Origin of the sequence: Paenarthrobacter sp. UW852, assembly GCF_024608385.1 — a bacterium.
In the GTDB taxonomy this organism is placed as follows: domain Bacteria; phylum Actinomycetota; class Actinomycetes; order Actinomycetales; family Micrococcaceae; genus Arthrobacter.
Window position 1 is genome coordinate 343,383 of record NZ_JAMSGY010000001.1, and the last position, 25,249, is coordinate 368,631.

Consider the following 25,249-nt stretch of genomic DNA (forward strand, 5'->3'; position numbering starts at 1 on the left):
CTGTGAGCACGGCTTCGCGCCTTCCGAAAACCGTCCAGCGCCTGACGTCCAAGTTGCCGACCGAGGTCAACACGACTGTCCGCCGTCTGGCCCTGTTCTCGCTTATCGGGCAGACCGTCCTGGTTGTCACCGGCGGCGCTGTCCGCCTCACTGCCTCCGGCCTGGGTTGCCCCACATGGCCGCGGTGCACCAGCGACTCGCTGGTGAACACTCCTGAAATGGGAGTTCACGGATTCATCGAGTTCGGCAACCGACTCCTGACATTCGCCCTCGCGGCCGTCGCCGCGCTCATGTTGGTGTACTTGTGGAACCTCCGCAAGGAACGGCGCGATCTCTTCCTTTTGGCGTTGGGCCTGCTGGCAAGCATCCCGGCGCAGGCCATCATCGGCGGAGTCACTGTCCTGTCCGGGCTTAACCCCTGGGTGGTGGGTCTGCACTTCCTGGTGTCCATGGCACTGGTTGTCTTTGCGACACTCCTGGTGAACCGGGCATACGGCCGGACGGGCCGTTTCATGAACCGCACCTTGCCGGCGCTGCCAAGCGTAGCCCGTCCGCTCATGCTTGCCGTTGCTGTGTTCTCTGCTCTCTCCGTCATGCTGGGCGTCGTGGTCACAGGTGCCGGGCCGCACGCCGGCGACGCAGACGCGCCACGCAACGACCTTGACTGGGATCTTTTCTCGCATATCCACGCCGTGCCTGCGTACCTCATTACCGGCGGCACCCTCTTCGCCATCTACCTGGTAATCCGCCACCGCATACGGGGGCTTTTCCGCACTGCAGCGTACTTGCTGCTCGGGGTGACACTGCTCCAGGCCGTGATCGGCTTCACGCAGTACTACAACGGTATTCCGGCCCTGCTTGTGGGTGCGCACATGTTCGGTGCGGCCGTCCTGATGAGCGCCGCCACCAATGCTGCCGACATTGCGACGTCCAGCCCGGTGCGCTAGCTTCGGATCAATTGGGCCGGGTTGGCCCGTGAGGCGATCACTGCAGGGTAGACCGCAGAGAGAATTCCGCTGAGCAGTCCGGCCAGGATTCCCCAGCTTGCCGTGTAATCGGGGAGGATCGGCACCCAACCTTCGCTGGAGGCATAGGCCAACGCCGCGAAGATACCAACGGTTGCCCCTGCAGCACCCCCGAGGACGCCCACTACTGCCCCCTCCACCAGGAACATGGCCGCTACGGTGCTTCTCCGCATCCCCAGGGCGAGCCTGAGGGCAATCTCGGCCGACCTTGCAAGAACGCCCACGTACATCGTTGTTCCTGCGCTGAGGCTGGCGATGGCAAGCAGGATCACCGAAACTATCGCCACCAGTCGTCCGAGGTCCGTGTTGATGCCGTGCTTGAGGTCCCTCAGGTCGGCCACGGTCTGTACGTCGACAGTATCTGTCGCTGCGGGATCCAGGGCTTTCGGCAGCGCTTCAGCTATGGCAGCAGGCGCTCCGGGCTGGGTACGCACCACCACCTGCGCTGCCATTTTCGACGTCATGGGGTAGGAACCAACGCCCACCACCACGGCACCCGAGAGCACAGGATCGCGGCCCGGTTCTTCGATGAGTCCCACCACGGGCACGGGTTGGCCATACAGCCAGAGCACGACGCCGGGTCCTGGCCTTCCGACGCCCAGTTGACGGGCAGCATCCAGGCCAATGAGGGCCACGGGCCTTCCGAACGATTGGTCAAGCAACGCTGTGTCACCGTACCGGACAGCTACTCCTTGTGTCCGCAGATAGGCGGAATCCGCCACACGGACGGCACCGTTGAAAGCATCCGGTGCCGGCAGGGACCCCGGACGGAACGTCGATGGCTGCACCTCGCTGGCTGGAAGGTCTGCCACCACACCAGCGTCAACCACCCCCGGTAACGCCAGCACCGACGACACGTCGCTCCGCACCGCTTCCCAGGATGAATACCCGGTTTTCCTGGAGACTTTGACCTCGTCGTGGGCTTCGACGTCCAGGCGGGTCGAAACCTTGATGGCGGCGCTTTCACTGAGTCCTACGGCCGCCCCAAGACCACCACTTCCCAACAGGAACGCCAGAACCAGGAGGAGGGCTTTGGCAGGGCGAAGTGTCAGCGCTGAGAGTGCATCCGCCGTAAGGTCGACGATTTCATGACGACGGCGCCTCACCAGACCGGGCCGGTGGCCGGCCGGGGCAGGATCCGTGCCTGCAGCGGTCCTTGCTGGTTCGCAACTGCCGGTATCACCGACGATCCAGCCATCCTGCATGGTCACGATCCTGTCCGCCGAGGCAGCAAGGCCCGGATCGTGCGTGACCAGGATGACGGTCGTGCCGGACCGATGAAGCTCTCGGAGGTGGTCCACAACGATCTGCCCATTGGCAGAGTCGAGACTGCCCGTGGGTTCATCAGCCAACACCACCTCGGGAGCTCCAATGACGGCCCTCGCCATGGCAAGGCGTTGACGTTCGCCGCCGGAGAGCATGGAAGCCGGTGTGTTCCTGCGGTGCTCCAACCCGAACCTGCGCAAGGCCGGCACCAGCAGCTGTGCCTGTGTCTTCGGAGCAATGCCCCGCGCCCTGAGTCCAAGTACTGCGTTACGGGCCGTTGAGTCCCGGCCCACCATGTTCGACTCCTGGAAGACGAAACCAAAGACTCTCCCTCGCAGCTCGGCCCGCTGCTTGGTCCGGACTGCCGCAATGTCCTCGCCGTGGAGGAGATAGGTGCCTGAACTGGGGGTATCAAGGAGTCCAAGGATGTTCAGGAGCGTGGATTTTCCGGAACCCGATGGGCCCACGATCGCAAGGAATTCACCTGGGTGGACATCGAGGTCCACCTCCTGCAGGACTTTGGCGCCCGGGAATGCACGGCCCACATTTCGCAGGGAAAGGAGCGGCCTTCCGTCGTGCCGCTGTAGCTGATGTTCTCCTTCGCTCATGGCAGCAGGACCGAATCTCCCACGGCGAGGCCGCCGCCGTCGTCTATGGCGGCCCAACCGTCGGCTTGTGCCGTAACGGTCACGTCGATCCGGCGTGGGCCATCAGGGCCGCTGAGCTGGACGTATGCTATGCCGTTCTCCTGTCGGATCGCGATAAGCGGTACCGCCAGCGATTCAGGAGGAACACTTCCCGAGGTCACGGTCACAGACTGTTCAGGACTGAGTCCCTGGGCTCCGGCGGGTATGGGCAGGGTGATGTCCACTCCCGGGACTTCGTTCTTGCTCTCATCTCCTTCTACGAAGGCACTGACCGCGGCTACCGAGGAATCCATGCTTGCGGAGCCTGCCCTGACGGTGGCCGGCGCGCCCACTGCGAAATCCTTGGCTTGAAGAAGATTCGCCCTCGCCACGATCGTGTCCTCAGCAATGGCAATATGGGCCACGACACCATCCTCCGGCAGCAGCGTTCCGACGGCGGCCATGGAGGCGATCCTGCCTGTGTCACCAGGAACCTGCACAAATTCCCGCCAGGAAAACATGACGGTCGAAGCTTCCAAGGTTTTGCCGCCGCCGTTCGTGGCCGCGGAAACAGATTCCAGCGGTGAAGGGGCCTCGAAGCCTGCGTTGCCGTACCAGGTCTTCAAGGCGCTTTGCGTGGGCTGATCAAAGATGCCACTGATTTTCACAGCAAGACCGAGCCCGACCAAGGCCCGCTGCAGCGCTTGGACGTCCATGCCCGCATCGCCGGGCTTGATGTCGCGGTATAGCGGCACGCTGGCCTGGATCATCAGGAGGGGGCGGCCGGATACGACGGCGAGCAGTTCCCCGGGAGCTACGCTGTCCCCTGCCGCTTTCGGCGTTGATGTGAGAATCAGCCTGTCTGTACCCTCAGGCAGGCTGGCCCGGACAGCGGACGTTGCCCCGGCGACCACCCTGCCGGTAAGGATGGCCTGCTGGTTCACCGCCCGCTTCTGGACAGTTGCAGAGACGGGAATCTCCGCAGGGGGCTCGTAGTGTGGCCCCGCGGACGCCGCTGCAGCCGATCCGGCCCAGTAAGCTGCGACCAAGCCTGCGACCACCAGCGCGACACAGGACAGAAGCAACCACCATCGTGGCACGCGCGTCATGGCACGGCGGCTGAGTGCCGTCTCAGAGTCGGGCATCAGCCACGCCATGATCGCGGAGGACTTGCCTGGCCCTCTCCACCGCAGCGCTCTTTTGTTCCGCCAAAGCGTTCAGTTCTGCCTGGTGATCCTTCATTTGGGCTGCCTGGTACTGCGCAAAGATGTCGTACGGCTTGCGTGCGCCCCCGCTGGATTCCTTGCATTCAACGTCAAGCAGTGCAACGCGGATTTCATCCTCCGTTGACCCGCTCGACTCGACGGTCCAGGTATCACCGGCCCTGAGCTTCAATCCTTTCGAGGCGAGGCATCGCTGCCAGGCCTCGCGATATTCGACGTACTCAGCATCACGCTCTGTGAGCCCGACAGCATTTTGAGTTATCTGTTGCTGGACAGACAGGTCACCGGCCAGCCCCTCAAGGAGCTCCGGAAACCCGGCCCGTCCTACAGCGTTCATGCACGTGGTTTCTGCCCGCTGATGCTCCGGGCTCAAGGCAGGTCTGGCCGGCTGTTCCGGCATCACGCCGGGGATCTTACGGATCTCGGGCTTTTGACCGTTCTTAGCGGCCAGCATCTTGGACCACTGCCCGTAACGGCGGTCTTGAAGTCCTTTCCCGTCGCCGCCCCATGGTGCCACGGTGTATCCGGCGTGCTCGACGCAGTCGTAGACAAGGAATGCCACCGCGGAATTGACCAGGATATTCTCCCGGTCGGAGTACCAGTAGGCACTCATCGGGAGCGCTACCTCTCCAGTGGCGTCATTGAGGACCGCCCGCGCACCTGCTCCTGCTGCGCGATTCACAACAGGAAGGCTCGGCGTTGACGTTGGCGCGGGCGGGACGTGGTCCACGGGCGAACAGGCTGTGACGATGCCTGAAACCACCAGCATCGTCACAGCGCCGCATACGGCTTGAGGCAGGGTCGTTGCATTGCGCAATCGGTCAGCCCCAGACACTCGTGATTTCGTCGTCCCAGTTCCTGCCGGCCACCATGGCACTGCCCCTCAGGTCGTTCATGGCGTTCCCGCCCCGGAAGATGATGCTGTATCCCGAGAAGTTGTCATCAACGTAGAAATAGACATACGGAGAAGCCGGATCGGCCGCTGGCCCTACCACCAGGGAACTTGCCTTGTCGTTGGCTGCCGTTCCGACGTTGGAGGTCACCCAGCCGAAGGTTCGCTGCGTTCCCGTAAACCAATAGTCGTCGTAGAGGCAGACCCTTGCCGTGGAGCAAGCCGGTGCGGCCTGGGCGGCGGAAACGCCCGTCAGGACCGAAGCCCCTGCAATGGTCATCACTCCGGCAGTACGCAATGGCTTCTTCATCGCTTCCCCAAGTCTTCGTCGGAAATGGAACAGCTTTGTTCCGCTTCGAACGGTAGGGGGTGTATTGCGACACCTAGTCGCCATCCAGCCCAACTAGGTGTTGTTTGCGCAGAAAATGAGTGCACGGAGCCCTGAACTAGGTGCTGAAGGAAGCCGTGTAGGTGGTGCGGGCAGGCGCGGTGCGGTGGGTGAAAGCAAAAGGCACGACGCCGCACCCGGGTAAGTGGCGGCGTCGTGCCTTTGCGTTGGGGTAACTGAAGAGTCGGCTTAGCCGCCGATAAGCGGTGAACCAATGAAGGGATCGACTGCCAGCGCGATGAACAGCAGTGTCAGGTAGCTGATGGAGCCGTGGAAGACCTTCATGGCGCCCTTGTTGGAGACGTCGCCGCCCTGTGCACGCTTGTAGAGGGCGTGGCTCTCGTAGAGGAACCAGGCGCCGGCAGCAACCGCGACGATGGTGTAAACCCAGCCGGCACCGCCAACAGGAACCATGAGGAGCGAGCAGGCAACCATGGCCCAGGCATAGAGGACGACCTGCACCGAAACCACTTTGGCTCCGGCGATTGCTCCGAGCATGGGTACGTTGGCGTTGCGGTAATCCTCGCCGTAGCGCATGGACAACGGCCAGTAGTGCGGAGGCGTCCAGAGGAAAATCACCATGAAGAGGACAATCGCCGGCCACTCAACGGTGTTGGTCACAGCGGCCCAGGCGATGAGGACCGGGAAGCAACCGGCGGCGCCGCCCCACACGATGTTCTGGGCTGTTCGGCGCTTGAGGATCATGGTGTAGATCACCACGTAGAAGACAATTGCCCCCAGGCCAAGCCATGCGGACAACGGGTTCGCGCCGAACCAAAGGATCGCGATGGAAGCGGCACCAAGGATCCAGGCGAAGACCAGTGCCTCCCGCGGAGTCACTTCACCGGTAACCAGCGGACGCTTCTCCGTGCGGTGCATCAGTTTGTCAATGTCGCGGTCGATGTAGCAGTTGAAAACGCCCGCACTGCCGGCAGCGAATGCGCCACCGACCAAAGTTGCCAGGATCAGCCCGATGGAAGGGAATCCCCGCTGCGCAAAGATCATGGTGGGCAGCGTGCTGACCAGCAGGAGTTCGATGACACGGGGTTTGGTCAGAGCCAGATACGCCTTGAATTTACGGGACATTCCAATGCTTCCCCGGGCCGGGGACGCGTTGACGGGCGTATCAGTTGTGCTCACGGCGGCAGTCACTCTGTTCTATGCTCTGGGGTTCTCGCAGCGGCTGCCGTCCCGGTTTTCGAAAGCAAACACGGGCGCATGAACCGCTGGTGGCCTCCAAATATCATACCGTGGCCGGAAGTGGCCCAATGTCCGCAAAATTCGTCAATGTTTCCGAATCTTCACTCCCGCGCCGGGCCATCGTGATTCATATAAGGGAATTTCTGTCCAGTTATTGGGATTCCCTGAGTTCCATGACACGTTTGGGGCTAAGCTGGTGAGCAGATCAGCACACGTTGAGCATCCGGGAAACCGTATTCTCGGATATCCGTGCGTCTGGATGAGAGATCAACGTTTCAATGGTGAACGGCTGGTAGACACATTGCAGCGGGCGCCATCCTGTGCTTCCTGCGTGCTGTCCGTACGCCTGCCGTCAGCACAGAGAGGGGCTCGGTTTTCGTGCCACATTTGGAAGAGCAAGAACTGTCATGGACCGATCTGGACAAGAAGGCTGTTGACACCGTTCGCGTGTTGGCCGCCGACGCCGTGGAGAAGGTCGGCAATGGCCACCCTGGTACGGCAATGAGCTTGGCTCCGGCAGCGTACCTGCTGTTCCAGAAGCTGATGCGCCACGACCCGAAGAACCCGGACTGGATCGGCCGTGACCGTTTCGTCCTGTCCCCCGGCCACACATCGCTGACGCTCTACATCCAGCTTTTCCTCTCCGGCTATGGCTTGGAGTTGAAGGACCTTGAGGCACTGCGTACCTGGGGTTCGCTGACCCCGGGCCACCCCGAGTACAAGCACACCGCCGGTGTGGAGATCACCACCGGCCCGCTCGGCCAGGGCCTCGCATCCGCCGTTGGGTTCGCTTACTCGCAGCGCCGCCAGCGCGGCCTGTTCGACGCCGATGCTCCCGCCGGCGAATCGCCGTTCGACCACACCATCTGGGTGATCGCATCCGACGGCGACCTGCAGGAAGGTGTCACGTCCGAGGCGTCCTCGCTGGCCGGGCACCAGGAACTGGGCAACCTCGTAGTGATCTACGACGAGAACCACATCTCCATCGAAGACGACACCGACATCGCCTTCACCGAGGACGTCCTCAAGCGCTACGAAGCCTACGGCTGGCACACCCAGCGCGTGGACTGGACCAAGACCGGCGACTACGTCGAAGACGTCCAGGAACTGTACTCGGCCCTGCAGGCTGCGAAGGCTGAAACGAACAAGCCGTCCATCATTTCGCTGCGCACCATCATCGGCTACCCGGCCCCGAAGAAGCAGAACACCGGCAAGATCCACGGCTCCGCACTGGGCGCCGAGGAAGTCGCAGCGCTCAAGACGGTGCTCGGTTTCGACCCGGCCAAGTCCTTCGACGTTGACGAAGAAGTCCTGGCCCACGCCCGCAAGGTCCTGGACCGCGGCGCTGAGTCGCGTGCTGCCTGGCAGACCTCGTTCGAGGCATGGCAGGCCGCCAACCCGGACGCTGCTGCCCTGCTTGAGCGCGTTGAAGCCAAGAAGCTTCCCGTTGGCATTGACGCCGCACTTCCGGTGTTCGAAGCCGGCAAGGATGTATCCACCCGTGCCGCCTCCGGCAAGGTCCTGAACGCCATTGGCCCGGTCCTTCCCGAACTCTGGGGCGGCTCCGCCGACCTCGCCGAGTCCAACAACACCACGATCGAAGATTCGCCGTCGTTCATCCCGACGTCGCGTTCCACGGACGCCTGGAAGGGCAACCCGTACGGACGTGTCCTGCACTTCGGTATCCGTGAGCACGCTGCCGCGTCGATCGTGAACGGTATCTCCCTGCACGGCCGCACCCGGGCATTCTCCGGCACGTTCCTGATCTTCAGCGACTACCAGCGCCCGGCCATCCGCCTCGGCGCACTCATGGGTGTTCCGTCCCTGTACGTCTGGACCCACGATTCCATCGGCCTGGGCGAAGACGGACCTACCCACCAGCCTGTCGAGCAGCTCGCGTCACTGCGCGCCATCCCGGGCCTGGACGTTGTCCGCCCCGGCGACGCCAACGAGGTCTCTGCCGCATGGAAGGCCATGCTGGAGAACCACGAAAACCCTGCCGGCATCGTGCTCACCCGCCAGAACATCCCCACCTACGCCCGCGGCGAAGGCGAGGCTGCCGGTGACACCTTCGGTTCCACCGCAGGTGTTGCCAAGGGTGGCTACGTCCTGGCCGAAGCCTCCAAGGACGGCGAGACGGTCGACCCGCAGGTGATCCTGATCGGCACCGGTTCAGAGGTCCAGCTCGCGGTCGCTGCCCGCGAAGCCCTCCAGGCCGAAGGCATCGCTGCCCGCGTGGTTTCCATGCCCTGCGTTGAATGGTTCAACAAGCAGGACGAGGCCTACCGCGAGTCTGTCCTTCCCGCGTCCGTAAAGGCCCGCGTTTCCGTTGAGGCCGGCCTGGCCCTGGGTTGGAAGGAATTCGTCGGCGACGCCGGCCGTTCCATCTCCCTGGAACACTTCGGCGCCTCCGCCGACTACAAGCGGCTCTTCAACGAGTTCGGCATCACCGCCGAAGCCGTTGCCGCCGCAGCCAAAGACTCCCTCGCGGACACCAACGCGTAACAGTCTGAACCCCAAAACAGGAGAAATACACATGTCTACTACTCCCACCCAGCAACTCTCCGACGCCGGCGTTTCGATCTGGCTCGATGACCTCTCCCGTACACGCCTTGAGACCGGCACCCTGCAGAAGTTGATCGACGAGAAGAACGTGGTTGGCGTGACAACCAACCCGTCCATCTTCCACGCCGCCATCACCGCCGGTACCGACTACGACGCCACCATCGCCGCCAAGGCCGCTGCCGGCGCCAGCGTCGAAGAGACCATCTTCGAAATCACCACAACGGATGTTGCGGACGCCTGCGATCTGTTCGCACCGATCGCCGCTGCCACCAACGGTGTCGATGGCCGGGTCTCCATCGAGGTGGATCCCCGCCTCGCCTGGGACACCGAGGGAACCATCGCCGAAGCCAAGAACCTCTACGCCAAGGTCAACAAGGACAACGTCCACATCAAGATCCCGGCAACACTGGAAGGCCTGGAAGCCATCACGGCAACCTTGGCCGAGGGAATCAGCGTCAACGTGACCCTGATCTTCTCCCTGGAGCGCTACCGCGCCGTCATCAACGCTTTCCAGTCCGGCCTGGAGCAGGCCAAGGAGAACGGCCACGACCTCTCCAAGATCCACTCCGTGGCTTCCTTCTTCGTCTCTCGCGTTGACTCCGAGATCGACAAGCGCCTCGACGCCATTGGCACCGAAGAGGCCAAGGCACTCAAGGGCAAGGCAGGCGTAGCCAACGCACGCTTGGCCTACCAGGTCTACGAAGAGCTCTTCTCCACTGAGCGCTGGGCAGTACTGGCCGCGGCCGGGGCCCTGCCCCAGCGGCCGCTGTGGGCGTCCACAGGCGTAAAGGACCCGGCGTACCCGGACACTCTTTACGTCACCGAGCTCGTTGCCGCCGGAGTGGTCAACACCATGCCGGAGAAAACGCTCGACGCCACGTTCGACCACGGTGTCGTCACCGGGGACACCATCACGGGGACCTACGACGAAGCGAACGAGACCCTCAACGCCCTCGAAGCACTGGGAGTCTCCTACAACGACGTCGTCACCCTCCTGGAGACCGAAGGCCTCGAGAAGTTTGTTGGCTCCTGGAAGGAACTCCTCGCCGACGTCGAAGGCGCACTCGTCACCGCACGGAAGGCTTCCTAACCCACTATGAGCACAATCAGCTACGACGCCAGCGGTGCCGCCCAGCAGGCCATCGCCCAGCACATCGACGGCCTGGTCGAGGAAAAGATCGCCACGCGGATTTTCGCCAAGGACCACACACTGTGGGGCCCTGATGCGGAGTCCGAGTCGGCGATCCGCCTCGGCTGGGTAGAAGCCGCCACAGTGTCCCAGGCCTTGGTCGCGGACATCCTGGAACTTCGTGATTCCCTCCGTGCCGAAGGAGTCTCACGCATTGTCCTCTGTGGCATGGGTGGCTCGTCCTTGGCTCCCGAGGTTATTGCCGGCACCGCCGGCGTCGAGCTGACCGTGCTGGACAGCACCGACCCCGAACAGGTAGGTGCTGCCCTGGCTGACCGGCTGGAGGAAACGGCCATCGTCGTTTCCTCCAAGTCGGGCTCCACCGTGGAAACCGACTCGCAGCGGCGCGTATTCGAGAAGGCGTTCACAGACGCCGGTATCGATGCCAAGAGTCGCATCGTCATCGTCACCGATCCTGGTTCCCCCTTGGACAAGGCATCCCGCGAGGCAGGCTACCGGGCGGTGTTCAACGCCGATCCCAACGTTGGCGGCCGGTTCTCTGCACTCACTGCTTTTGGCTTGGTTCCTTGTGGCCTTGCCGGAGTGGACATCCAGGCGTTCCTGGATGAAGCCGAGGAAGCGGCCGAGATCCTCAACGAGGACTCGGCAGACAACATCGGCCTGGCTTTGGGCAGCGCCCTGGGCGGCACCAACCCCCTTCGCAACAAGATCGTCATTGCAGAGGACGGCTCCGGCATTGTTGGCTTTGCCGACTGGGCTGAACAGCTCATTGCGGAATCCACGGGCAAGCTGGGAACCGGCCTCCTGCCGGTCGTGGCCGGTCCTGAATCCCCGGAGGCCCTCAACGGAGCCGAGGATGTCCTGGTGGTTCGGCTGGTAGGTGCCGACGCCGACGTCGAACTTCGCGAAAACGAGGTTGCAATCGCCGGCGGACTGCCTACCCAGATGTTCGTCTGGGAGTTTGCCACCGCGGTCGCGGGCCGTCTTTTGGGCATCAACCCCTTTGACCAGCCCGACGTCGAAGCCGCCAAAGTGGCCGCCCGCGGCCTGCTTGATGCACGCCCGGAGCCCACACCGGCCGCTTTCACGGACGGTGTGGTGGAAGTGCGCGGTGGTGACTGGCTCGGTTCTGCTGCGACCGTGGCCGAAGCCGTGCAGGCGCTCCTCGACCAGCTCGGCGCGGACGGCTACCTGAGCGTCCAGGCGTACCTGGATCGCATTTCCTACGCCCCCCTTGAGGGGATCCGGGATGAGCTTGCCGCTGCGAGCGGCCGCCCGGTCACGTTTGGCTGGGGTCCCCGGTTCCTTCATTCCACCGGCCAGTTCCACAAGGGCGGACCGGCCATCGGCGTTTTCCTGCAGGTCACTGCCGCCGCTTCCACCGATCTCGAAATCCCGGAGCGCCCGTTCACGTTCGGGCAGCTCATCGCCGCGCAGGCATCGGGTGACGCCCAGGTCCTTGAAGGACACGGCCGTCCTGTGCTGCGCCTGCACCTCACCGAGCGCGCCGCAGGTGTAGCGCAGCTCCAGGACGTCGTCGCTGCGCTTGCCGGCCAGGCCAGCGCACTCGAAAGCTAAGGCACAAAACACAACATGCCAGAAACTGAAAACGGCAGGAAGAACGCCGGCCTGCGGAACCCCTTGCGGGATCCGCGGGACCGGCGCCTGAACCGCATCGCCGGGCCTTCGTCGTTGGTGTTCTTCGGAGTCACCGGCGACCTCGCCCGTAAGAAACTCATGCCCGCGGTCTACGACCTCGCAAACCGTGGCCTGCTGCCTCCCAGCTTCGCTTTGGTGGGCTTCGGCCGGCGCGAGTGGGACAACGCCGACTTCGCCGCCGAGGTGAAGGAAAACGTCAAGGCCAACGCCCGGACAAAGTTCGATGAAGGGGTCTGGGAGCAGCTTGCGTCCGGTATCCGCTTTGTCCAAGGCGAGTTCGACGACGACGACGCTTTCGAGCGCCTTGGCGACGTCCTGGACGAACTTGACGAGACGCGCGGTACCCGCGGCAACCATGGTTTCTACCTGTCCATCCCGCCCAAGGCTTTTGAACAGGTGTGCCGCCAGCTGTCCAAGCATGGCTTGGCCCAGGCCAAGCCCGGCCAGTGGCGTCGTGTGGTCATTGAGAAACCTTTCGGCCACGACCTGGAATCCGCGCGTCAGTTGAACGACATTGTCGAATCGGTGTTCCCGCCGGACGCCGTGTTCCGGATCGACCATTATCTGGGCAAGGAGACGGTGCAGAACATTCTCGCCCTGCGCTTCGCGAACCAGTTGTTCGAGCCGCTCTGGAACGCCAACTACGTTGACCACGTGCAAATCACCATGGCCGAAGACATCGGCACCGGGGGCCGTGCAGGCTACTACGACGGCGTGGGCGCAGCCCGCGATGTCATCCAGAACCACCTGTTGCAGCTTCTGGCCCTAACGGCCATGGAAGAACCCATCTCCTTCAACGCCGATGACCTGCGCGCTGAGAAGGAAAAGGTCCTCGCCGCCGTCAAGCTGCCCGAAGACCTGTCCACTCATTCGGCGCGTGGGCAGTTCACCGGCGGCTGGCAGGGCGGCGAGGAAGTCCTCGGATACCTGGACGAGGACGGTATCCCCGCCGACTCCAAGACCGAGACCTACGCTGCGATCCGGGTGGACATCAACACCCGCCGTTGGAACGGTGTTCCGTTCTACCTGCGTGCGGGCAAGCGCCTCGGCCGCCGCGTCACCGAGATTGCAGTGGTGTTCAAGCGTGCACCAAACCTGCTTTTCCGTGACCACGGTGAGGACGACTTCGGCCAGAACGCCGTGGTGATCCGCGTCCAGCCCGATGAGGGCGCCACGATCCGTTTCGGGTCAAAGGTACCGGGCACCCAAATGGAAGTCCGCGATGTCACCATGGACTTCGGGTACGGGCATTCGTTCACGGAGTCCAGCCCCGAAGCGTACGAACGCCTCATCCTGGACGTGCTGTTGGGCGAGCCGCCGCTGTTCCCCCGGCACCAGGAAGTCGAACTGTCCTGGAAGATCCTCGACCCGTTCGAGGATTACTGGGCCGGGCTCGACGAACAACCGCAACCTTACGCCCCCGGCAGTTGGGGGCCGGCCTCGGCCGACGCCCTGCTGGCACGTGACGGACGAACCTGGAGAAGGCCATGATCGTAGATCTTCCCGATACCACCACTTCCAAGATCTCCAAGAAGATCATGTCGCTCCGCGAACAGGGCGGCGTGATCGCCCTGGGCCGCGTCCTTACCTTGGTGGTCGTCACCAAGTCCGGGCAGGAAGAGGAAGCCATCGAGGCGGCCAACGAAGCCAGCCGGGAACACCCCTGCCGGATTATCGTGCTCGCTGACGCCGGCGCTGAAGGCCCTGACCGCCTGGACGCGCAGATCCGCGTCGGTGGCGACGCCGGCGCGTCCGAGGTCATTGTCCTGCGCGGCCACGGCCATATGGCCCACGAAAGCGAATCCCTGGTTGCCGCTTTGCTGCTTCCGGATGCTCCCATCGTTGCCTGGTGGCCGCACGGTGCACCGGAAAGCGCGTGTGAGACGTCGATCGGCCGCATAGCGCACCGCCGGATCACGGATTCGGCCAACGAACCCGATCCGCGCCTGGCGCTGGAGAACATCCGGTCCACGTACAAGGCCGGCGACACCGACCTCGCGTGGACGCGCCTGACCAACTGGCGCATGCAACTGGCCGCTGTCTTCGACCAGGTGGACGGAGACCCCGTTTCGGCCATTGCGGTCGAGGGTGCCTCGGATTCTCCCAGTACGTTGCTGCTCGCTGCGTGGTTGAGCCTTGCCCTGCAGGCCCCCGTCACGATTGTGGCTGATCCGGCAGGCACTGGCATTCGCCGGGTCCGCCTGACGCGTGCCAGCGGTGACGTGCAGTTGTTCCGCCCCGGCCTGTCCGTGGCGGAACTGACCCAGCCCGGTCAACCGGCCCAGCGCATCACGCTTCCCCGCCGGAGCCTCAAGGACTGCCTGGCCGAGGAACTGCGTCGACTCGATCCCGACGAAGTCTTCGGAGAAGTGATTACGATGGGACTGCCACTTACCAGCCAGAGGAGAGTCCAGACCAGTGCACGCTGAGCCAAGAGTAAGCATCCACCCCGACTCCAAGGTGCTGATGGCCGCCATTGCGGCCCGCCTGATCACCAAGCTCGTGGACGTCCAGGACAAACACGGTGAAGCCACGGTAGTCCTGACCGGCGGCACTGTTGGCATTGGAACATTGAAGGCAGTGGCCGACTCGGCTGCGGCTCCCGCGGTGGACTGGTCCAAGGTCAACTTCTGGTGGGGCGATGAGCGTTTCGTTTCTGCGGACAGCGATGAAAGGAACACCCGCCAGGCGCACCAGGCTCTGTTGTCCCACCTGGATGTGGATCCGGCCCGTGTCCACGAACCCGGTTCGACCGACCAGTTCGCTTCCTCCGAGGAAGCAGCTGCTGCCTACGCCGATGAGCTTAAGGCTGCCGCAGAAGCGGAACACGCAGCAGACATGTCCGATGACAGGCCGGAGCACCCGGGCGTACTCCCCCGATTCGACATCCTTCTTCTCGGCGTTGGCCCGGACGCGCATGTGGCGTCCCTGTTCCCTGAACAGGCGGGCATCCGGGAGAAGACCCGCACGGTGGTAGGCGTAGAGAACTCGCCGAAGCCGCCGTCGTCGCGCATCTCGCTGACTCTTCCAGCCATCAACACCGCCCAGGAAATCTGGATGGTGGTTGCCGGTGAGGATAAGGCCGGTGCTGTTGGGCTGGCCCTTGCCGGCGCCAACCCGGTACAAGTCCCGGCAGCGGGCCCTGTGGGCCGGTCGAGGACTCTGTGGCTTATCGACGAGAACGCAGCGTCACGTGTCCCCCAGCAACTTGTCCGGAAGGACCCCGCGGGCGCGTAACCGCTCCAACGCTCCAGCCAGGACCACTTCAGCGTCCTGGCTGGAGCGTCGCTCTTTAACGTAGTCCAAGTGCGATTTGAAGATCTCGTCCTCCGGCCGCGATGAGGCAGGATGGCTGGGGTCCCTGGAAGCAGGCAGGCCGCATTTGGGGCAATCCCAGGACTTGGGTATCTGCTCTTCCGGAAGTTTCAGGAACACCAGTTGCGTTTCGTGGCCCTTGGCGCACCAATACGGCACGCGGATGCGGGGCAGCTGTTGCCCTTCGCCATGGTCGCTGTGATTTCTTGGTGCGGATCCTTGGGCGACCCCTACTCGGGTGCCCCGGTAACCGGGCGTGCCATGAACCATTTTCGAACCCCTAGCGAGTCGGTGGTCGGCCGTCACGGCCCTGCAGGCCTTGCGGCCGACACGCCAATTCTAATCCGGGGAGCCCGACGGCGGCACTGCTGTTTGGTGCGGATCAAGAAAAAAGGGGAGGCTCCCGTGAAGGAACCTCCCCTGTTCAGGGACGACTAGGAGTCGCCACCTGAAGCAAAACGCATGATCAGGCCCAAGCCAATGATGACTACGCCCCAGGTAATTCCGAGAATAATGGTGAAGCGGTTCAGGTTGCGCTCGGCAACACCTGAGGAGCTCAGACCCGAGCTCATGCCGCCACCAAACATGTCGGACAACCCGCCGCCACGTCCCTTATGCAGGAGGATGAGCAACGTCAGCAGGAGGCTGGTGATGCCCAGCAGGATCTGCAGAATGACTTGAAGAACGTCCACGACGGCCTTTCGAAGAAGCGGAAATCGGGAGCCGGACTAGTCGGTGACCAGGTGGTTCTCGAACCTGACAATGTTAGCAAACTCCGCCGGGTCCAGGCTGGCGCCACCCACAAGCAAACCGTCGACGTCGGTTTCGGCCATGATGGCCGCAGCGTTGTTGGCTTTGACGGAGCCGCCATACAGCAACCGCGTCTTGGACGCGACGGTTTCGTCAAACAGCACAGCAAGCTCGGCACGGATGGCGGCACACATTTCCTGTGCATCCTCAGGACCGGCTACTTCCCCGGTTCCGATGGCCCAGACGGGCTCGTAGGCAACGACGAGCTCAGCACCCTGTTCGGCGGTGAGACCCTCAACGCCGGCCCGCAGCTGGGCCAAGGTGTGTTCGACGTGCGTTCCGGCCTGGCGGACTTCCAAGCCTTCTCCCACGCACAGCACCGGGGTGACGCTGTGGCGGAAGCCTGCCTTGACCTTGGCGTTCGCGACTTCGTCGGACTCGTTGTGGATGGTGCGGCGCTCACTGTGGCCCACCAGGACGTAGGCGCAGCCCAGCTTGTTGAGGAACTGACCGGAGATATCGCCGGTGTAAGCGCCGGAGTCGAACTGGGACAGGTCCTGGCCGCCGTAAACGATTTCCAGGTCGTCGCCCTGAACCAGGGTCTGGACGCCGCGGAGATCGGTGAACGGAGGGAAGACGGCTACCTCTACCCGGTTGTAGTCGTGCTTGGCGTCGGACAGGGTCCAGGCGAGCTTCTGCAGCAGGGTGATGCCCTGGACATGGTCCATGTTCATCTTCCAGTTGCCGGCGATGAAGGGTTTGCGAACGAAGTAGCCGTTGGCAGAGGTAGTCACATGAACTCCAAAGATTACGTTGTGATGTGGAACGGCCGGCAGGACGCATAGGCGTCCTGCCGGCCGGTTTGGTGCTTAGCGGTCCAGGACGCTGAGCCCCGGAAGTTCCTTGCCTTCAAGGTATTCCAGGCTGGCGCCGCCACCGGTTGAGATGTGGCCGAACTGCGAATCGTCAAAGCCGAGGGTGCGAACCGCGGCCGCTGAGTCGCCGCCGCCCACCACTGTGAAGGCCACAGTGTCGGTGAGCGCCTGCGCGATGGCACGGGTGCCGGCAGAGAAGGCCTCAAATTCGAAGACGCCCATGGGGCCGTTCCAGAAGACGGTCTTGGCTCCCTCGATTTGTGCTGCGAAAGCCGAGGCCGTTTCGGGTCCGATGTCCAAGCCGATGCCGGAAGCTCCGAAAGAGCTTTCTTCAATGGCATCGGCCCTGACAACCTCGTGGTCGGCATCCGCTGCGAAGCGGCTGGCTACCACCACGTCAGTTGGAATGACAAACGACGTTCCGGCGTCGGCGGCACGGTTGAGGTAGTCCTGGACGACAGGGATCTGGTCTTCCTCCAGGAGGCTTGCTCCAACCTTGTGCCCGGCAGCAGCCAGGAAGGTGAACAGCATGCCGCCGCCAACCAGGATGGTGTCAGCCTTGCCCAGCAGGTTGTCGATGACAGCCAACTTGTCGGAGACCTTGGAACCGCCGAGGACCACGACGTAGGGGCGCTGCGTGTCGCTGGTCAGTTTCCGAAGAACTTCAACCTCGGTGTGGACGAGGTCGCCCAGGTAAGAGGGCAGCCGCGTGGCGACGTCGTAAACGCTGGCGTGCTTGCGGTGTACCGCACCGAAAGCATCGTCCACGAACGCACCGTTGCCACCTGTCAGTGCAACGAGTTCGTCAGCGAACGCGCCGCGCTCGGCATCGTCCTTGCTGGTTTCCCGGGCGTCAAAGCGAACGTTTTCGAGGACCAGCACGTTCCCGTCCTGCAAGCCACTGGCAAGCTCCTTGGCGGAGGCGCCAACGGTATCCTTGGCGAGCTGCACGGAGAAGTCCGCGAGTTCAGCCAGGCGGTCCGCTGCGGGCTTCAGGGAGTACTTTTCCTCGGGGGCACCCTTGGGGCGGCCGAGATGGGCGGTTACGAGCACACGGGCACCGGCGTCCGAGAGCTTCTTGATGACCGGCAGGGACGCTTTGATGCGGCCGTCGTCGGTCACTGTAGAGCCGTCGAGCGGCACATTCAGGTCACTTCTGACCAAAATGTACCGCCCGCGGACACCTTCAGCGATGAGTTCGTTGAGGGTGTGAGATGTCATGTGTCTACCCTAGCCCAGCTTGGATGCGACGAGCTCCGTGAGGTCGACGAGGCGGTTGGAGTAACCCCACTCGTTGTCATACCAGGAAACAACCTTGACCTGGTTGCCGATGACTTTGGTGAGGCCGGAGTCGAAGATGGACGACGCCGGGTCGCCAACGATGTCCGAGGACACGATCGGAGCGTCCGTGTAGGAGAGGATGCCAGCCCACTGTTCGGACTCTGCTGCGGCCTTCACTGCGGCGTTGACTTCCTCGACCGTGACTTCGCGGGAAACCGTCACCGTGAGGTCCGTTGCGGAACCGGTAGGGACGGGAACGCGAATGGCGTAGCCGTCGAGCTTGCCCTTGAGTTCGGGCAGGACGAGGCCGATTGCCTTGGCCGCACCGGTGGAGGTGGGAACCATGTTGATGGCTGCTGCACGGGCACGGCGGAGGTCGCCGTGCGGGCCGTCCTGCAGGTTCTGGTCGGCCGTGTAGGCGTGGACCGTGGTCATGAGGCCACGCTCGATGCCGAAGGCGTCGTTGACGACCTTGGCCAGCGGGCCGAGGCAGTTGGTGGTGCAGGACGCGTTGGAGATGATGTTGTGCGCTGCCGGGTCGTAGAGCTCGTGGTTCACGCCCATCACGATCGTGATGTCTTCGTCGCTGGCAGGTGCCGAGATGAGGACCTTCTTGGCTCCGGCGTCGATGTGCTTCTGCGCTGCGGCGGCCTTGGTGAAGAAACCGGTGGACTCGATAACGATGTCCACGCCCAGCTCGCCCCACGGAAGGTTCGCGGGATCGCGCTCTGCCAGGACCTTGATCGACTTACCGTCGACAACCAGGTTTCCATCGACAACTTCCACGGTCTGGGCGAGGCGTCCACCGACGGAGTCGTACTTCAGGAGGTGGGCGAGGGTCTCGGGGCTGGTGAGGTCGTTGACTGCGACGATCTCAAGGTCTGCGCCCTGGGCCAGTGCTGCGCGGAAGTAGTTACGGCCGATGCGGCCGAAGCCGTTGATACCAATACGGGTGGTCACTATGTGTCAATCTCCTTGGTGCTCTTGCAAGCACGCCTAGTGAGTCGGATCAGATATTTCCAACTAACAGACCCCGCACGCCGTTGGGCAGAGGTGATTATCAGATCGGAGGGCGACCAGCCACGTTGCTGAAGGCTAACCGCCTTCCGTGATCCATCTTACGTTTAACTAAGCCTGCCCCCGCAACTGCGGAGGCAGGCTTTTCAGCATTTAGCCGGAATTCACGCTAAAAGTGACTTTTGTTACATCTGCGTGAAACCTTGCTCACCACTAGAGGACGATGAGGCCCGTGGCGTTGGTGCGTGCGGCTTCGAAGCGCTTGGCGACGTCTGCCCAGTTTGCGATGTTCCAGAAAGCCTTGACGTAGTCAGCCTTGACGTTGACGTAGTCCAGGTAGAAGGCGTGCTCCCACATGTCCAGCATCAGCAGCGGGGTGGTGCCGAGCGCAACGTTGCCCTGCTGATCGTAAAGCTGCTCGATGACCAGGTTTCCGCCGATCGGCTCGTAGGCAAGGAATGCCCAGCCCGAACCCTGCAGGGCCAGTGCAGCAGCGCTGAACTGTGCGCGGAAGGCATCGAAGGAACCGAAAGCGTCGTCGATGGCTGCTGCAAGTTCACCTTCGGGCTTGTCGCCGCCGTCCGGGGAGATGTTGTTCCAGAATACGGAGTGGTTGATGTGGCCACCGGTGTGGAACGCGAGGTCCTTGGAGAGGCGGTTGATGTTGGCGAAGTCGCCCTTGTCGCGGGCTTCTGCGAGCTGGGAGAGCGCGTTGTTCGCGCCCGCGACGTAGGCCGCGTGGTGCTTGCTGTGGTGCAGCTCCATGATCTTTGCCGAAATGTGCGGCTCGAGTGCTGCGTAGTCGTAGCCGAGCTCGGGCAGAACGTACTCTGTCACGAAATCCTCCAATGTAATGGACTGATGTCCGGGTTGGTAACTCGTTATTTCATCCGGCCAGCGGACCGGCCGGAAATCCTTGGCGAAGAAGCCTGCTCCTGCGTCCACCGGGAACAACCCGCCGGGCCCTCACAGTATTTCCTCCGCACTTTTTCGATTCTATGGGTGTGGCCTACTCGTCCATCATTTCGGGAGTCACATTTGCCTCGGTGCCCGGGATGCCCAGGTCCAGGGCGCGCTTGTCAGCCATGGCCAACAGGCGGCGAATACGACCCGCGATGGCGTCCTTGGTCATGGGCGGATCAGCGAGCCGGCCCAATTCATCCAGGCTTGCCTGTTTATGGGCGACGCGGAGCTCCCCCGCGTACTTGAGGTGGTCCGGAACGTCGTCACCAAGGATCTCCAGGGCACGGTCCACCCTTGCGCCGGCCGCAACGGCAGCCTGGGCCGAGCGGCGCAGGTTGGCGTCATCAAAGTTGGCAAGCCTGTTGGCCGTGGCCCTGACTTCCTTGCGCATCCGCCGTTCCTCCCAAACCATGAGTGCGTCGTGGGCTCCCATACGGGTCAGGAGGGTGGCGATGGTGTCCCCATCACGGATGACGACGCGGTCCACGCCGCGCACTTCGCGGGCCTTGGCTTGGATTCCCAGGCGCCGGGCCGCACCCACCAGGGCAAGGGCCGACTCTGGCCCGGGGCAGGTGACTTCAAGGGATGACGAACGTCCCGGCTCCGTCAGGGACCCGTGCGCGAGGAAAGCGCCCCGCCAGACAGCCTCGGCGTCAGCTGCTGAACCGTTGACGACAACCGATGGAAGCCCCCGGACCGGGCGGCCACGCCCATCCAGGAGGCCCGTCTGACGGGCCAGTGCCTCACCGTCCCGGACTACCCGGACAACGTAGCGGCTCCCGCGGCGCAGGCCGCCCCCGGAAACAACGATGATTTCGCTTTGGTGGCCGTAAACCTCGGCGATCGCGGCGCGCAGGCGCCGTGCCGTGGAGGCGAGGTCCACTTCGGCCTCAATGACGATGCGCCCGGAGATGATGTGCAAGCCGCCCGCAAAGCGCAGCATTGCCGAAACCTCGGCCTTGCGCACCGAAGATTTCTTGATGTCAAGCCGGGACAGTTCGTCCTTGACCGACGCAGTAAGTGCCATCGTGTGTTCCTAACTGTTCCCGAAAATATCGTGGTAGGCCGCTGCCAGCAGCAATGGATCATGGACGGGGCGCCGCCTCGACGCCCCTACTCTACCCAACACCACTTCCGCACCGAGCATCCCGGCAGCCTTCTCGAAGGCCTTCAGGTCCTGGATTGCAGCGGGGTCGGCGAGAACCACATCCACGCTGAACTCCGGTGCGTACCGGCGCAGGACATCCAAATGGTCCGCTGCCGTCATACCCGAGGTTTCCTTGGTCTCGACGTCCAGATTCATGGTCAGGCAGCGCTTGGCCGCGGTGTCCCCCAGCGCCTGGCGGAGCTCAGGGAGCAACAGGTGCGGGAGCACCGAGGTGTACCAGGAACCGGGCCCGAGGATCACCCAGTCGGCGAGTTCGATGGCGGTTAGCGCCTCCGTGCAGGCCGGGGCGGCTTCGGGAAGGAGGGTAACGTCTTCCAGCTTCCCGGCTACGGCGCACTTCGCCTGGCCACGGACGGTCTGCAGTTCGTAGCCGCCGTCGGGGAGTTCCACCCTGGCCCTCCCCTCAATGGTGAGGGGAACACTGGACATGGGCAGTACTTGCCCGCGGGCACCGAGCAGTGCTCCTGCCCATTTCAGTCCGGCGACGGTGTCCCCGAGCAACTCCCACAGGGTGACGATGAGCAGGTTGCCCATGGCATGGTTGTCCAGCGACCCGCCCTTGGCCGAGCCGGCGTCAAAACGATGCTGCATGACGTCCCGCCAGGTGCGTCCCCAGTCGGTATCGTCGCAGAGCGCACTCAAGGCCATCCGCAGGTCCCCGGGCGGGAGGACGCCGTACTCGTCACGGAGACGCCCGGAAGATCCGCCGTCGTCCGCTACTGTCACGATTGCCGTCAGCTCGGACGTCAGCAGCCGCAGCGCCGACAGTGACGCTGCCAGTCCATGTCCGCCTCCCAAGGCGACCACCGACGGGCTTTTCTTCTGTTGGCTGCCGGGGACACCTTTCGGTGGAATGAGCGGCAGCGGGCCGGTCAGGACCCCCACTACTCGCGCCCCAGGTCGCGGTGGGTGGTGGTGACAGTAACGCGTGGATACTGCGCCAGGCGCTTGGACAGCTCGACGGCGACGGCCACCGAACGGTGTTTGCCTCCGGTGCAGCCAACGGCCAGGGTGGCGTAATGCTTGTTCTCCTGGCGGTAGCCGTCCAGTACCGGTTCGAGGGCGCTGACGTAGCGGTCCACGAATTCGTGGACGCCATCGGCCGCGAGGACATAGTTGCTGACGTCCTCATCCAAGCCGGTGTGCGGCCGGAGTTGCGGAACCCAGTGCGGGTTGGGAATGAAGCGTGCGTCGGCAACGAAGTTGGCGTCCACGGGAAGCCCGTACTTGAAGCCGAAGCTCATGACGTTCAGACGCAGGGTGACAGGTCCGGTGTCGCTGAACAGTTCGGTGATGGCCGTGGCAAGCCCGTGGACGTTGTACTCCGTGGTGTCCAGGACGACGTCAGCATGCTCGCGCAGTTCCCGCAGGACCTCGCGCTCGATGCCGATGCCATCGAGGATCCTGCCGCCGCCCTGAAGCGGGTGGGGCCTGCGGCCTTGCTCGAACCGGCGGACCAATACTTCGTCACTGGCATCCAGGAAAAGCACGCGGAAGGTGATGCCCGTGGCGCTCAAGGCTCCCAGTGCCGTTTGGATGTCAGTAAAGAGGTCCTTGCTGCGGACATCGACCACAACGGCCAGCTTGGGAATCGATTTGGGGGCGTGCGAAACAATTTCAGCCAACGTACCCAGCATTTGCGGGGGCAGGTTGTCCACGACGTACCAGCCATGGTCTTCCAAGGCGTCCGAGGCCGTGCTGCGCCCTGCCCCTGACATGCCAGTCACTACCAGCAGTTCCGCCTCCGGTGGTTTGACCGGCGTGAGGCCGTCCTGCTCCGTGCCGGACCCTGTTGCCTCATCCATCAAGTGTTCCCCGTTCAGTTCGGAATGGTCGTTGCAGCAACTTCTTACCCTAGCTAAGATTCAAGGATTTCGCCGGTGGTCATGTTGATCGCCGGAGTTGCCTCCTCGGAGTCCGCAGTGGAGCCCAGGTGCTGGACAACGGCGGCTGCCAGTGCCGGGCCGATGCCCTTGGCGGAGGTGAGCTCCTCGACGGACGCGGCCCGAATTTTCTTCAGCGAGCCGAAGTGTGCCACCAGCGCCTTGCGTTTTGCTTCACCGAGGCCAGGAACCCCGTCCAGCGCGGAGACCGTCATGGCCTTGCCACGCTTTTGCCGGTGGAAGGTAATGGCAAAGCGGTGGGCTTCGTCCCGGATCCGCTGGAGAAGGTACAGGCCTTGGGAGGTTCGGGGCAGGATGACCGGGAAGTCGCTGTCGGGCAGCCAGACTTCCTCGAGCCGCTTGGCCAGTCCTACGACGTAGACGTCGTCGACTCCCAGATCCGCCAGGGCGCGCGAAGCCGCGTTGACCTGAGGTTGACCGCCGTCCACCACCACCAGGTTGGGTGGGTAGGCGAACTTGGCTTTCGGTGCCGGCATGGTGGGGTCCGACGGCGGCGCCTCACCCGCGCGGGCACTTCCGGGCCGGGCGGGGTTGCTGATTTCGCCGGAGACCACAGGGACCTGTGCCACCTTGTCCGCCAGGTAATGCCGGAACCTGCGCGTCAGGACGTCATGCATGGCTGCGGTGTCGTCCGCCGCGGCGGCACCGGTGATGGAAAACTTGCGGTAGTCGGCTTTCTTGGGAAGGCCATCCTCCACGACCACCATGGACGCCACCACGTTGGTCCCTTGCACATGCGAGATGTCGAAGCACTCGATCCTAAGCAACGGCACAGGAATGTCCAAGGCTTCCTGGAGTTCCTGGAGGGCCAAGGACCGGACGGTGATATCGCCGGCACGCCGTGTCTTGTGCAACTTGAGTGCCTGCTCCGCGTTCTCGCGGACCGTGGACATCAACGCAGCCTTGTCCCCACGCTGCGGAACCCTGATGTCCACTTTGGCACCGCGAAGGCCTCCCAGCCATTCAGTCAGTTCAGCGTGGTTGCTGGGGTTCTCGGGGACCAGGACTTCCCGCGGAATGCGGCCCTGGACTTCGCTGTCCTCGCCATAGACCTGCTGCAGCAGATGTTCGATGAGCTCGGGCGTGGTGGCATCCTCGACCTTCTCCACCACCCATCCGCGCTGGCCCCGGACGCGGCCTCCGCGCACGTGGAAGACCTGCACCGAGGCCTCCAGCTCGTCGTCATGCAAAGCGAAGACATCGGCGTCGGTGTCCTCGGCAAGCACTACGGCATTGCGTTCAAAGACCTTGCGCAGGGCGATGATGTCATCCCTGAGCCCCGCCGCGCGCTCGTAATCAAGGTCGGCTACCGCTGAGGCCATCTCTTTCTCGAGCCGGCTGATGAAGCGCTTGGCTTCACCTCCCATGAACGAACAAAAGTCCTCTGCGAGCACCCGGTGCTCATCGGCAGTGACCCTGCCGACACATGGCGCAGAACATTTGTCGATGTAGCCAAGGAGGCACGGCCTTCCGCTGGACTCGGCCCGCTTGAACACACCGGCACTGCAGCTGCGGACCGGGAATACCCTCAGCAGCGTGTCCATGGTTTCCCGGATGGCACCGGCTGTGTAGGGCCCAAAGTACCTGGTCCCTTTTCTCCGCTCGCCCCGCATGACCTGTACCCGGGGGTATTTCTCGCCCATGGTCACAGCAAGGTACGGATACGTCTTGTCGTCACGGAAGACGACGTTGAAGCGGGGCTTGAATTCCTTGATCCATGTGTATTCGAGTTGCAACGACTCGAGTTCACTGCCAACCACGGTCCATTCAACGCTGCTGGCAGCATGGACCATGGCATGGGTCTTGGGGAGCAAGCCTGCCGGGTTGGCGAAGTACGAATTCAGCCGCGAACGGAGGTTCTTGGCCTTGCCTACATAAATGACCCGGCCGTGGGGGTCGCGGAAACGGTAGACGCCCGGCGTGGTGGGAATTTCACCTGTTTGGGGTCGGTAACTTGCTGGATCTGCCACATGTCCAGTCTA

22 protein-coding genes are annotated in these 25,249 nt (G+C 63.3%); 7 read left to right on the plus strand and 15 right to left on the minus strand.

Translation table 11 applies throughout. The features are described 5' to 3' along the window. Positions 1 to 2 precede the first annotated feature (2 nt). Positions 3 to 947 (plus strand): COX15/CtaA family protein, encoded by a 945-nt coding sequence (locus NEK97_RS01630; protein ID WP_257368133.1) that lies wholly within the window; start codon positions 3 to 5, stop codon positions 945 to 947. Here the strand turns inward: NEK97_RS01630 and NEK97_RS01635 are convergent. The 5 genes from NEK97_RS01635 to NEK97_RS01655 all read right to left on the minus strand — a co-directional run bounded on the left by NEK97_RS01635 (position 944) and on the right by NEK97_RS01655 (position 6,572). Then, the gene (locus NEK97_RS01635; RefSeq protein WP_257368134.1) at positions 944 to 2,899 is read right to left on the minus strand and encodes an ATP-binding cassette domain-containing protein; all 1,956 of its coding nucleotides are present in this window, start codon (positions 2,897 to 2,899) and stop codon (positions 944 to 946) included. The two genes, NEK97_RS01630 and NEK97_RS01635, sit on opposite strands and share 4 nt — an antisense overlap. Next, entirely contained in the window at positions 2,896 to 4,062 is a 1,167-nt protein-coding gene (locus NEK97_RS01640; protein WP_257368135.1) for a hypothetical protein, read from the minus strand. Before NEK97_RS01640 ends, NEK97_RS01635 begins: the two co-directional genes overlap by 4 nt. Further along, positions 4,049 to 4,822 (minus strand): hypothetical protein, encoded by a 774-nt coding sequence (locus tag NEK97_RS01645; protein ID WP_257368136.1) that lies wholly within the window; start codon positions 4,820 to 4,822, stop codon positions 4,049 to 4,051. Before NEK97_RS01645 ends, NEK97_RS01640 begins: the two co-directional genes overlap by 14 nt. A 139-nt stretch (positions 4,823 to 4,961) precedes the next feature. After that, positions 4,962 to 5,342, minus strand: a complete 381-nt coding sequence (locus tag NEK97_RS01650; RefSeq protein ID WP_257368137.1) for a peptidase inhibitor family I36 protein — start codon at positions 5,340 to 5,342, stop codon at positions 4,962 to 4,964. Positions 5,343 to 5,609: 267 nt separating this feature from the next. Further along, positions 5,610 to 6,572, minus strand: coding sequence for a heme o synthase (locus tag NEK97_RS01655; protein WP_257368138.1), 963 nt, complete (start codon positions 6,570 to 6,572; stop codon positions 5,610 to 5,612). 435 nt (positions 6,573 to 7,007) lie between these two features. Between NEK97_RS01655 and tkt the strand changes: the two genes are divergently transcribed. The 6 genes from tkt to pgl are packed head-to-tail and all read left to right on the plus strand — an operon-like array spanning position 7,008 to position 15,231. Then, positions 7,008 to 9,125, plus strand: coding sequence for a transketolase (gene tkt, locus NEK97_RS01660; RefSeq protein ID WP_257368433.1), 2,118 nt, complete (start codon positions 7,008 to 7,010; stop codon positions 9,123 to 9,125). Positions 9,126 to 9,156: 31 nt separating this feature from the next. Next, positions 9,157 to 10,275 carry a transaldolase gene (tal, locus tag NEK97_RS01665; RefSeq protein ID WP_257368139.1) on the plus strand — a complete coding sequence of 373 codons (1,119 nt, stop codon included), beginning with the start codon at positions 9,157 to 9,159 and terminating at the stop codon, positions 10,273 to 10,275. Between the two features lie 6 nt (positions 10,276 to 10,281). Beyond that, positions 10,282 to 11,913: a glucose-6-phosphate isomerase gene (locus NEK97_RS01670; protein ID WP_257368140.1), complete on the plus strand. Its 1,632-nt coding sequence runs from the start codon at positions 10,282 to 10,284 to the stop codon at positions 11,911 to 11,913. A 15-nt stretch (positions 11,914 to 11,928) separates the two neighbouring features. Next, positions 11,929 to 13,485, plus strand: a complete 1,557-nt coding sequence (zwf, locus tag NEK97_RS01675; RefSeq protein ID WP_235521733.1) for a glucose-6-phosphate dehydrogenase — start codon at positions 11,929 to 11,931, stop codon at positions 13,483 to 13,485. After that, entirely contained in the window at positions 13,482 to 14,423 is a 942-nt protein-coding gene (locus NEK97_RS01680; RefSeq protein ID WP_257368141.1) for a glucose-6-phosphate dehydrogenase assembly protein OpcA, read from the plus strand. Before zwf ends, NEK97_RS01680 begins: the two co-directional genes overlap by 4 nt. Continuing rightward, positions 14,413 to 15,231: a 6-phosphogluconolactonase gene (gene pgl, locus NEK97_RS01685; protein ID WP_257368142.1), complete on the plus strand. Its 819-nt coding sequence runs from the start codon at positions 14,413 to 14,415 to the stop codon at positions 15,229 to 15,231. Before NEK97_RS01680 ends, pgl begins: the two co-directional genes overlap by 11 nt. Here pgl and NEK97_RS01690 read toward each other — a convergent pair. From NEK97_RS01690 to uvrC, 10 genes are all read right to left on the minus strand, one after another. Continuing rightward, positions 15,184 to 15,579: an RNA polymerase-binding protein RbpA gene (locus NEK97_RS01690; RefSeq protein ID WP_257368143.1), complete on the minus strand. Its 396-nt coding sequence runs from the start codon at positions 15,577 to 15,579 to the stop codon at positions 15,184 to 15,186. The genes pgl and NEK97_RS01690 overlap by 48 nt on opposite strands. Before the next feature lie 164 nt (positions 15,580 to 15,743). Continuing rightward, the gene (gene secG, locus NEK97_RS01695) at positions 15,744 to 16,001 is read right to left on the minus strand and encodes a preprotein translocase subunit SecG (RefSeq protein WP_211712625.1); all 258 of its coding nucleotides are present in this window, start codon (positions 15,999 to 16,001) and stop codon (positions 15,744 to 15,746) included. A 36-nt stretch (positions 16,002 to 16,037) separates the two neighbouring features. Then, entirely contained in the window at positions 16,038 to 16,853 is an 816-nt protein-coding gene (gene tpiA / locus NEK97_RS01700; RefSeq protein WP_257368144.1) for a triose-phosphate isomerase, read from the minus strand. Positions 16,854 to 16,928: 75 nt separating this feature from the next. Continuing rightward, the gene (gene pgk, locus NEK97_RS01705) at positions 16,929 to 18,155 is read right to left on the minus strand and encodes a phosphoglycerate kinase (RefSeq protein WP_257368145.1); all 1,227 of its coding nucleotides are present in this window, start codon (positions 18,153 to 18,155) and stop codon (positions 16,929 to 16,931) included. A 9-nt stretch (positions 18,156 to 18,164) separates the two neighbouring features. After that, on the minus strand, positions 18,165 to 19,175 hold the full coding sequence (gap, locus tag NEK97_RS01710; protein ID WP_024821016.1) for a type I glyceraldehyde-3-phosphate dehydrogenase: 1,011 nt from the start codon (positions 19,173 to 19,175) through the stop codon (positions 18,165 to 18,167). Positions 19,176 to 19,445: 270 nt separating this feature from the next. Then, positions 19,446 to 20,069 carry a superoxide dismutase gene (locus NEK97_RS01715; protein WP_211712622.1) on the minus strand — a complete coding sequence of 208 codons (624 nt, stop codon included), beginning with the start codon at positions 20,067 to 20,069 and terminating at the stop codon, positions 19,446 to 19,448. Positions 20,070 to 20,241: 172 nt separating this feature from the next. After that, positions 20,242 to 21,222, minus strand: a complete 981-nt coding sequence (gene whiA, locus NEK97_RS01720) for a DNA-binding protein WhiA (protein ID WP_235521726.1) — start codon at positions 21,220 to 21,222, stop codon at positions 20,242 to 20,244. Between the two features lie 9 nt (positions 21,223 to 21,231). Next, positions 21,232 to 22,248 carry a uridine diphosphate-N-acetylglucosamine-binding protein YvcK gene (gene yvcK, locus NEK97_RS01725; protein WP_235521725.1) on the minus strand — a complete coding sequence of 339 codons (1,017 nt, stop codon included), beginning with the start codon at positions 22,246 to 22,248 and terminating at the stop codon, positions 21,232 to 21,234. Continuing rightward, the gene (rapZ, locus tag NEK97_RS01730; RefSeq protein WP_235521724.1) at positions 22,248 to 23,168 is read right to left on the minus strand and encodes an RNase adapter RapZ; all 921 of its coding nucleotides are present in this window, start codon (positions 23,166 to 23,168) and stop codon (positions 22,248 to 22,250) included. The genes yvcK and rapZ overlap by 1 nt, the downstream gene beginning before the upstream one ends. A 53-nt stretch (positions 23,169 to 23,221) precedes the next feature. Next, the gene (gene uvrC, locus NEK97_RS01735; protein WP_257368146.1) at positions 23,222 to 25,237 is read right to left on the minus strand and encodes an excinuclease ABC subunit UvrC; all 2,016 of its coding nucleotides are present in this window, start codon (positions 25,235 to 25,237) and stop codon (positions 23,222 to 23,224) included. Positions 25,238 to 25,249 lie beyond the last annotated feature (12 nt).